Genomic DNA, 6,663 nt, shown 5'->3' with positions numbered 1-6,663 from the left:
AACCAGCGGGGCTGACGCCCCGGCGAAATTCCCCTCCCACCTACGTCGGAGGGAGTCCCCTTTCGCATTTAAGATGGCCTGCCACTCGTCCGCCGGCAGCCAGCCGGGTTCGTCCCCGTCCCCCAGGGCGATGAACCCCTCGTAGTCGAGCTCGCCGATCAGCTCCCCTTCCCGGTAGAGGGGATCGTCGATGGCGATCACCAGGGACTGGCTGTCAATGAGAGAGAGCGCCTTTCGCACCACTGCGCCGAACTCCCGGTCCACCAGCACCACCTTGCTCTGGGCGTGCTGGAAGATGAAGGCCATTGCGTCCGCATCGAGCCGGGTGTTGATGGTGTTGAGCACAGCGCCGCTCATGGGTACCCCGAAGTGCGCCTCGAACATGGCCGGCACATTGGGGGCGACGATGGAGACGGTGTCCCCCTCGCCAATGCCGCGACGGCGCAGGGCCGAGGTGAGCTGGCGGCAACGGCGTTCGGTCTGGGCCCAGCTCTGGCGCAAGGGGCCGTGGATCAGCGCCGGATAGTCGGGATAGACCCGGGCGGCCCGCCCCAGAAAGCTCAAGGGGGTCAGCGCCTCGAAATTGGCGGGCGTCTTGCCAAGGCCGGCGTCGTACATGTTCTGCTCTGTCATCGGATCCTTCCTCACAGGGACACAAAACGGGGTGGCACTCGCGGTTCACCACAACCGGCATTGTGCCCTGATGCGGGGCCAGGATGCCGGCTGGAACCGGATGAAAGGGTATCAAGGGGGCCAGATCCCAGGTATTAGCGAAACGTCTTAGGGGCCCTCGGCCCTGCTCCCCCTGTCGCCAATCGCCGACGCTATTTTTGTGCGGTCACTTTTTGCGCAGTCAGCCCCTGTCGCGATCCCGTGGCCCTTGCCTTGAGCCTGCGGCGCAAAATGCCAAGAATGATCCCAAGCCCTCAACGGGTATGAGTACAAGGAGAAGAGTGATGAACAAATCCATGTTGGCAGGTGTCGGGATCGGTGTTGCCTCTGCGCTGGCATTGTCGGCGGTCGCCAGCGGATCCCTGTTTTCATCAGAGCCCCAGTTTGCCGAGGTGCTGGCCAGCAAGCCGGTGACCGAGACCATCAAGACGCCACGTCAGGAGTGCCGCAACGTCACCCTGACCCACCGCAAGCCGGTGCAGGACGAGCACAAGATCCTGGGTACCGTGGTTGGCGCGGCCCTGGGCGGCGTGGTCGGCCACCAGTTTGGCGGTGGCAGCGGCAAGAAGGTGGCCACCGCCGCCGGTGCCGTGGCAGGGGGTTATGCCGGGAATCAGGTGCAGGGCAACATGCAGGCCGGTGATACCTACACCACCACGGAGCAGCGCTGCAAGACGGTGCAGGAGAGCAGCACCCGCACCATCGGCTATGACGTCACCTACCGCCTCGCCGGCCAGGAGGGGGTGGTACGCATGGAGAAGCAACCCGGCCCCACCATTCCGGTCAAGGATGGCAAGCTGGTACTGAGCAACGCGCAGGGTTGATACTCCGTTAGGAGCGCCCTGCCATGAGGAAGGCCCGCCATGACGGTGGGCCTTTTTCATCTTCGCAACCCAACCTGTCTGCAACAAGTCTTCCCAACAAAAGTCTTCCCAACTAAGAAAGGGGCCCGCAGGCCCCTTTTTATATTGAGACGTCATCCTCAGTGGCGACCGAAGGGCCACCAGGACTTGTCGTTGTCCTGGATGTCGACCCGGGTCTGCTGCAGGGCGCCGGGCTGGCCCCCTTCCACCCGATCGAGGCTCACCCTGAACTGCTCGGTGGGCTCCACAAACCAGTCATCGATGATCAGCACCTTGACCGACTTGCTGCCCCCCTCGCCCGCAGCCCAGCTCACGGTCTGGCTGAACCAGGGCAGGAAATCCAGCCCCCAGCGCGCCGTGACTCCGTCAAGGGCCACCCGGGCCCGGGCCGGCTTGCTCAGATCGCCGCTGCGCACCAGGGGGATCTCGGCAAACCACTGCCCCTCGTTCACCGTCATGCTGGCGCGCGCCAGCGAGATGGTGGACGGCGCCAGCTTGTCCTTGATGGTCACCAGGGTCTGGTGCTGATCCCCCAGGGCCGCGCCGCTCGGGTCAAACAGCTCCAGGGTAAAGGTCTCGTCCCCCTCGTGCAGGGTGTCGCTCTTCACCGGAATGCTGATGGTCTGGGGCTCGCTCTGCCCGGCGGCCCAGTGCAGGGTGCCGGTGAGGGGCGCCACGTCGCTTGTGTCCCCGCTGCCGTAGACGATGCGATAGCTGACGCTCGCCTCCCCGTGGCTGCCATCGCTGCGACTGACACTCAGGGACAAGGTATTCCCCTCCTCCACGTTCGCAGCGGCGCTCTCGAGACTCAATACCCCGGCGGGTGGCTGCGGATACTGGATGGCCACCAGCACCGGATCGTGATCCGAGGCGCTGAAGGGCCCTTCGGATTTCGCCAGCTGACCGCTGTACTTAGTGCCGTACTCGAAGAAGTTGCTCTCGGCGGAGTTGATGTGCCAATCCTCGATGCCGATCACCTTGGCCGCGAGGCTCGGGTTTGCCAGGGCGTGATCCAGGTTGCCGAGCTCCCCTTCGTAGCTGTAGGAGTAGGTGTCGGTGCCATGGAAGCGGGTATTGAGGTTCACCAGACCATACCCCTTGCCAAGGGCGCTGCCGCTCTCCTCGAAGGGCTGACCCGCCAGAGTGGTGAAGGAGGCGCTCATGATCTGGCGCGCCTGGGCGGCCGGATCATAGTCGGTCAGCACCCGGATGGGATCCTCCATGCCATAGGCGTTCATGTCGCCGATAAGCAGCAGATCCCCGGCCAGATCCTTGAGGTGCTCCCCCAGCACCTTGGCGGCGGAGACCCGCAGCGCGTTGCAGTGGCCCTGGCCATCCAGCGGATCGGCGCTGGCGTAGTCGGGGTAATCCTCGAAGCAGGCGGAGCCCTTGGACTTGAGGTGGTTGACCACCAGGGTCAGGGGCGCATCCCCCTTGGGCGAGCTGAAACGCTGCACCAGCGACTCGCGCATCCCCTGATTGATGGTCACCGGTTTGCCGCTGGCGTCCACCGCCTCGGCCTGCTGCACCGGCAGCGCGATAAGGCTGGCGGCCCCCTCCGGGGTCACTTTGGCGGGTCGGTAGATGAGCCCCACCGTGATGGCGTCGGTGCCAATGGGCTTGCCATCCGGCGAGGCAATCCAGCGGTAGTGATCCGCCTCGTCCGGCTGGGCGGCGTTGAGGGCCGTAACCAGATTGGCGATGGCGGAGTTGTCGCCATAGCCGTTGTTCTCGATCTCCATCAGCCCCACCACGTCGGCATTGAGGCGGGTGATGGCGCTGACTATCTTGGTGCGCTGCAACTCGAACTCCGCCACCGTCAGGGCGCCCCGGTTGCTGCCGGTGGGGTTGGCATCCCCGCCCACGACCGTGGTGAAGAAGTTGAGCACGTTGAAGCTCGCGACCCGCAGATCCCCCGCCTCGGCGAGCTCGGGGGTTTCCACCCGATCCCAGCCACTGTGATCTATCTGGCTCGCGTCGATGCGATTGCTGGCCACCAGCCTGAACAGGTTGTAGGAGTAACCAAGCGCCCCCTCCAGCCCGTTGAGCTTGTCGCCGATGCGCAGGTAACCGTCCTCGGCGTTGAAGCCGGGGAACCAGGGCAGCACACCGTCCGGCGCCTTGGCGTCGGTCTCCACCACCAGCTGGTTCTGCTGGTTGCGAAGGGCCCAGTCGCTCGCCTCCTGGCTCATGGCGGCAAATTTCTGGGTCGACTTGATGAGCGGCGCGCCATAAGAGAGCACCAGGTTGTTGCGCTTGCCGTCGTAATCGAAGCTGAAGTTGCGGGTCACCACCAGGCTGGAACCGGGCACCAGCCGTACCTGCATCCCCTCGTGACGCTCCAGCAGCTGGCTCAGGCTCTCGCCCGCCACCGGCAGCAGATCCACCGCAGCCGGGATGGCCCCTTGCGGCCGGGTCACCACCAGCTCGTCTGCGTTGATCTGGGTCTGGTTGAAATACTCCTTCACCTTGCCAGACACACACACCTCGGCCCCCGGCACGACGGCAGCGTTGGCCTTGGTGGTGTAGACGAAGAGGCCGTCGGAGGTAGCCGCATTCCCGTCCCCCTGCTCGTCCTGAATGAAGAAGCCCTTGTAGAGGCCGCTCACTACCTGGGTCACCACGCCGCGGGTGGCGTAAGCCTGTTCCGATTCGAACTTGCCGGCTGGCACCAGGGGGCTGCTGGTGCCGGGGCCCTGAATGGCGGGCACCGGCACCAACTGATCCACCGGGCAGACGAAGGCGGGCGGCTGGGTGCCATCGCAGGGACCATCGCCACTGCAACCCAGGCCACTGGCGTCATCTTTCGGGGCGGCCACGTATTCCTGCGCCGGATCAAAAGGCGACGTCGCATCAGTGCGGCCCATGGTGACGGTGGCCTTGCGGCGCAGGGTCATGTCCAGGGTCGAAACGTTGCCGGAGACCCAGGACGTGCCCGGATCCACCCCTACCTGGCCGAAGCTGTCGATTATCTCGCTGCCGCGATAGAGCACCAGGGCATCGTCGCCGTTGAACACCAGGTTGCCGCTGGTCTGATTGGCCTTGGCCAGGATCTCGGCATTTGCGGAGGGGTTGGCCAGCACCAGACTGGCGCCCGGGGCCAGGGTGCCTTGCAGCGCCAGGCTGTTGGTGGGGGATTCGCTGATGGGTTTGCCGTTGGCGTAGAGGGCCAGCCGGTATTGTGAGAGATCGACGGCGTCGCTGCCGAGGTTGCTCAGCTCCACCGCCTTGTTGTTGCCGGACCCTTCCAGGTATTCGGTGATGAGCAGTTGTGCCTGTGCCTGTCCAGCGAGCGCCAGCCCGACGGCCAGCGCCACCAGAGAGTGTCTTCCTGACATGGTCAGTTTCCTTTTTTATTTGCAGATCATGTTATTGGCGCCCCGCACAAGGCGGGCCGCAGCACCTTGGATGCAGCCATCAGCGGGAGGCATGTCAGCCCCCGGCCGAAACTGCGCGCCCACTCTGCCCCGTCGACGCCGGGGCTGCTGCGAGCTGGCTAACAATGACAACAAAATGTTGCGCCAAGGTGACGGGCAATACCCGAATGGGCAGTGTCTGCCATCGCTGCGCAGGAAGTTGTCGCCCCCCAGCCCCTGCTGGCTGCCTCCGTCAGGGAGCGACATCGGCTCCGGGGCAGACGGGGGGAACACTACGGCGGCCTCTGCCCGGTACCATTTCGTGAACAGCGCCACTCACAGACTCCGAATCATGGGCAAATCCATGGGTGCCATACCGGGCGCCACCCCCTTCGTGGCCCGAGAAGGCAGAAAACCGCGGGATGAGACTCTCTCCTGGTGCTCTTGTGGAACCGGTTTCAGTAATGACAGAAATAACAAGAGAGGGGATGACACAAACGTTTGTTGCTTTTGCGCTCGCGAATGGCAATAGTTCTCACTTTCTTTTTTGACCGTCTCTATTCTCGAGGTGCTACAAGATGTTTCGTCACCCCCTGGCAAAGTTGCTGCTGCTCGGCCAGCTCGTCCTGGTGAGATGGGTGGCGCAGGCCGCCCCCCCCGTTGAAGTGGAAGATGTGATGGGCCGCAAGGTCTCCCTCAGCCTTCCGGCAAGCCGCATCGTGCTCGGTTTCTATCCCGAAGATTACCTGGCGGTGGCCGGTGAAGGCGGGGCCGAACGCCTGGTGGGCATGTCCCTGGGCTGGTTCATGAAGTCCCGTCCCGCCATCTGGTCTCTCTACGTGGCCAGCCAGCCACAACTGGCCAAGGTCCCCGACCTTGGCAACGTACAGGATCAGAGCTTCTCCATCGAGAAGACCCTGGCGGTCAAGCCCGACCTGGTGATCCTGGCGAAGTGGCAATATGAGGCCCTGGCCGCCGACCTGCCACGCCTTGAGCAGGCGGGGATCCCGGTGGTGGTCATCGACTACAACGCCCAGACCCTGACACAGCACATGGCGAGCACCCTGCTGCTTGGCAAGCTGACCGGCCAGGAGGCCCGCGCCCGGAAGATGGCCGACGAGTACAAGGCCAAGATTGACACCATCACCTCCCGCATCGCCGCCGCGAAGCGCACGCCGCCCCGGGTCTACATCGAGCTGGGTGACAAGGGTCCGGCCGAGTACAGCTACACCTATGGCAAGGACATGTGGGGCGCCATGGCCCTGCTGGCCGGTGGCGACAACGTGGCCGCCCCCTTCGTCGATCGCTGGGGCCCCATCCACCCGGAACAACTGCTGGCGAGCAAGCCCGAGGTGATCCTGATGGCGGGCTACGAGAGCGTGAGCAGTGCCGTCGCCATGCAGGTGGGCCAGGATGTGTCGGCAGAGACCGTGCGCCAGCGTCTGCAAGGCTTTGCTGCCCGTCCGGGCTGGAGCGAGCTGCCTGCGGTGAAGGAGGGTCGCCTCTACGCGGTCTATCACGGCGCCACCCGCAGCATCATGGATGCCGCCCTCATCGAGTTCATGGCTAAGGCCCTCTATCCGGACCTTTTCCAGGATCTCGCTCCCCTGGCCACCTATCAGGCGTTCTACCAGCACTACCTGCCCATCCGTCCCCAGGGCACCTTCATGCTGGGCATCAAGCAGGATGACGCAAGCTAACCCCGGCAATTCGGGTGCGGCCCACCTCGGCCACGCCCTCTTCAGCAACCCTCTTGGATTGTGTGGGCGCCT

General features: G+C 64.4%; 4 protein-coding genes. 2 read left to right on the top strand and 2 right to left on the bottom strand.

Annotated features, from left to right (window positions below):
• Positions 1-633 (bottom strand): AMP-binding protein (locus OKB81_RS08050; RefSeq protein WP_235657113.1); only part of this gene is annotated, 633 nt, incomplete at its 3' end.
• Positions 634-956: 323 nt separating this feature from the next.
• On the opposite strand from OKB81_RS08050, the gene OKB81_RS08045 reads away from it, so the two are divergent.
• Positions 957-1,496: a glycine zipper 2TM domain-containing protein gene (locus OKB81_RS08045; protein ID WP_010674678.1), complete on the top strand. Its 540-nt coding sequence runs from the start codon at positions 957-959 to the stop codon at positions 1,494-1,496.
• Between the two features lie 158 nt (positions 1,497-1,654).
• On the opposite strand, the gene OKB81_RS08040 is transcribed toward OKB81_RS08045, so the two are convergent.
• Positions 1,655-4,873 (bottom strand): ExeM/NucH family extracellular endonuclease, encoded by a 3,219-nt coding sequence (locus OKB81_RS08040; protein ID WP_052815032.1) that lies wholly within the window; start codon positions 4,871-4,873, stop codon positions 1,655-1,657.
• Between the two features lie 596 nt (positions 4,874-5,469).
• On the opposite strand from OKB81_RS08040, the gene OKB81_RS08035 reads away from it, so the two are divergent.
• Positions 5,470-6,591: an ABC transporter substrate-binding protein gene (locus OKB81_RS08035; RefSeq protein ID WP_270663995.1), complete on the top strand. Its 1,122-nt coding sequence runs from the start codon at positions 5,470-5,472 to the stop codon at positions 6,589-6,591.
• Positions 6,592-6,663 lie beyond the last annotated feature (72 nt).

It is taken from the genome of Aeromonas sp. QDB56, assembly GCF_027705505.1.
Lineage (GTDB): Bacteria > Pseudomonadota > Gammaproteobacteria > Enterobacterales > Aeromonadaceae > Aeromonas > Aeromonas caviae.
This window is presented reverse-complemented; position numbering and strand designations above follow the sequence as displayed.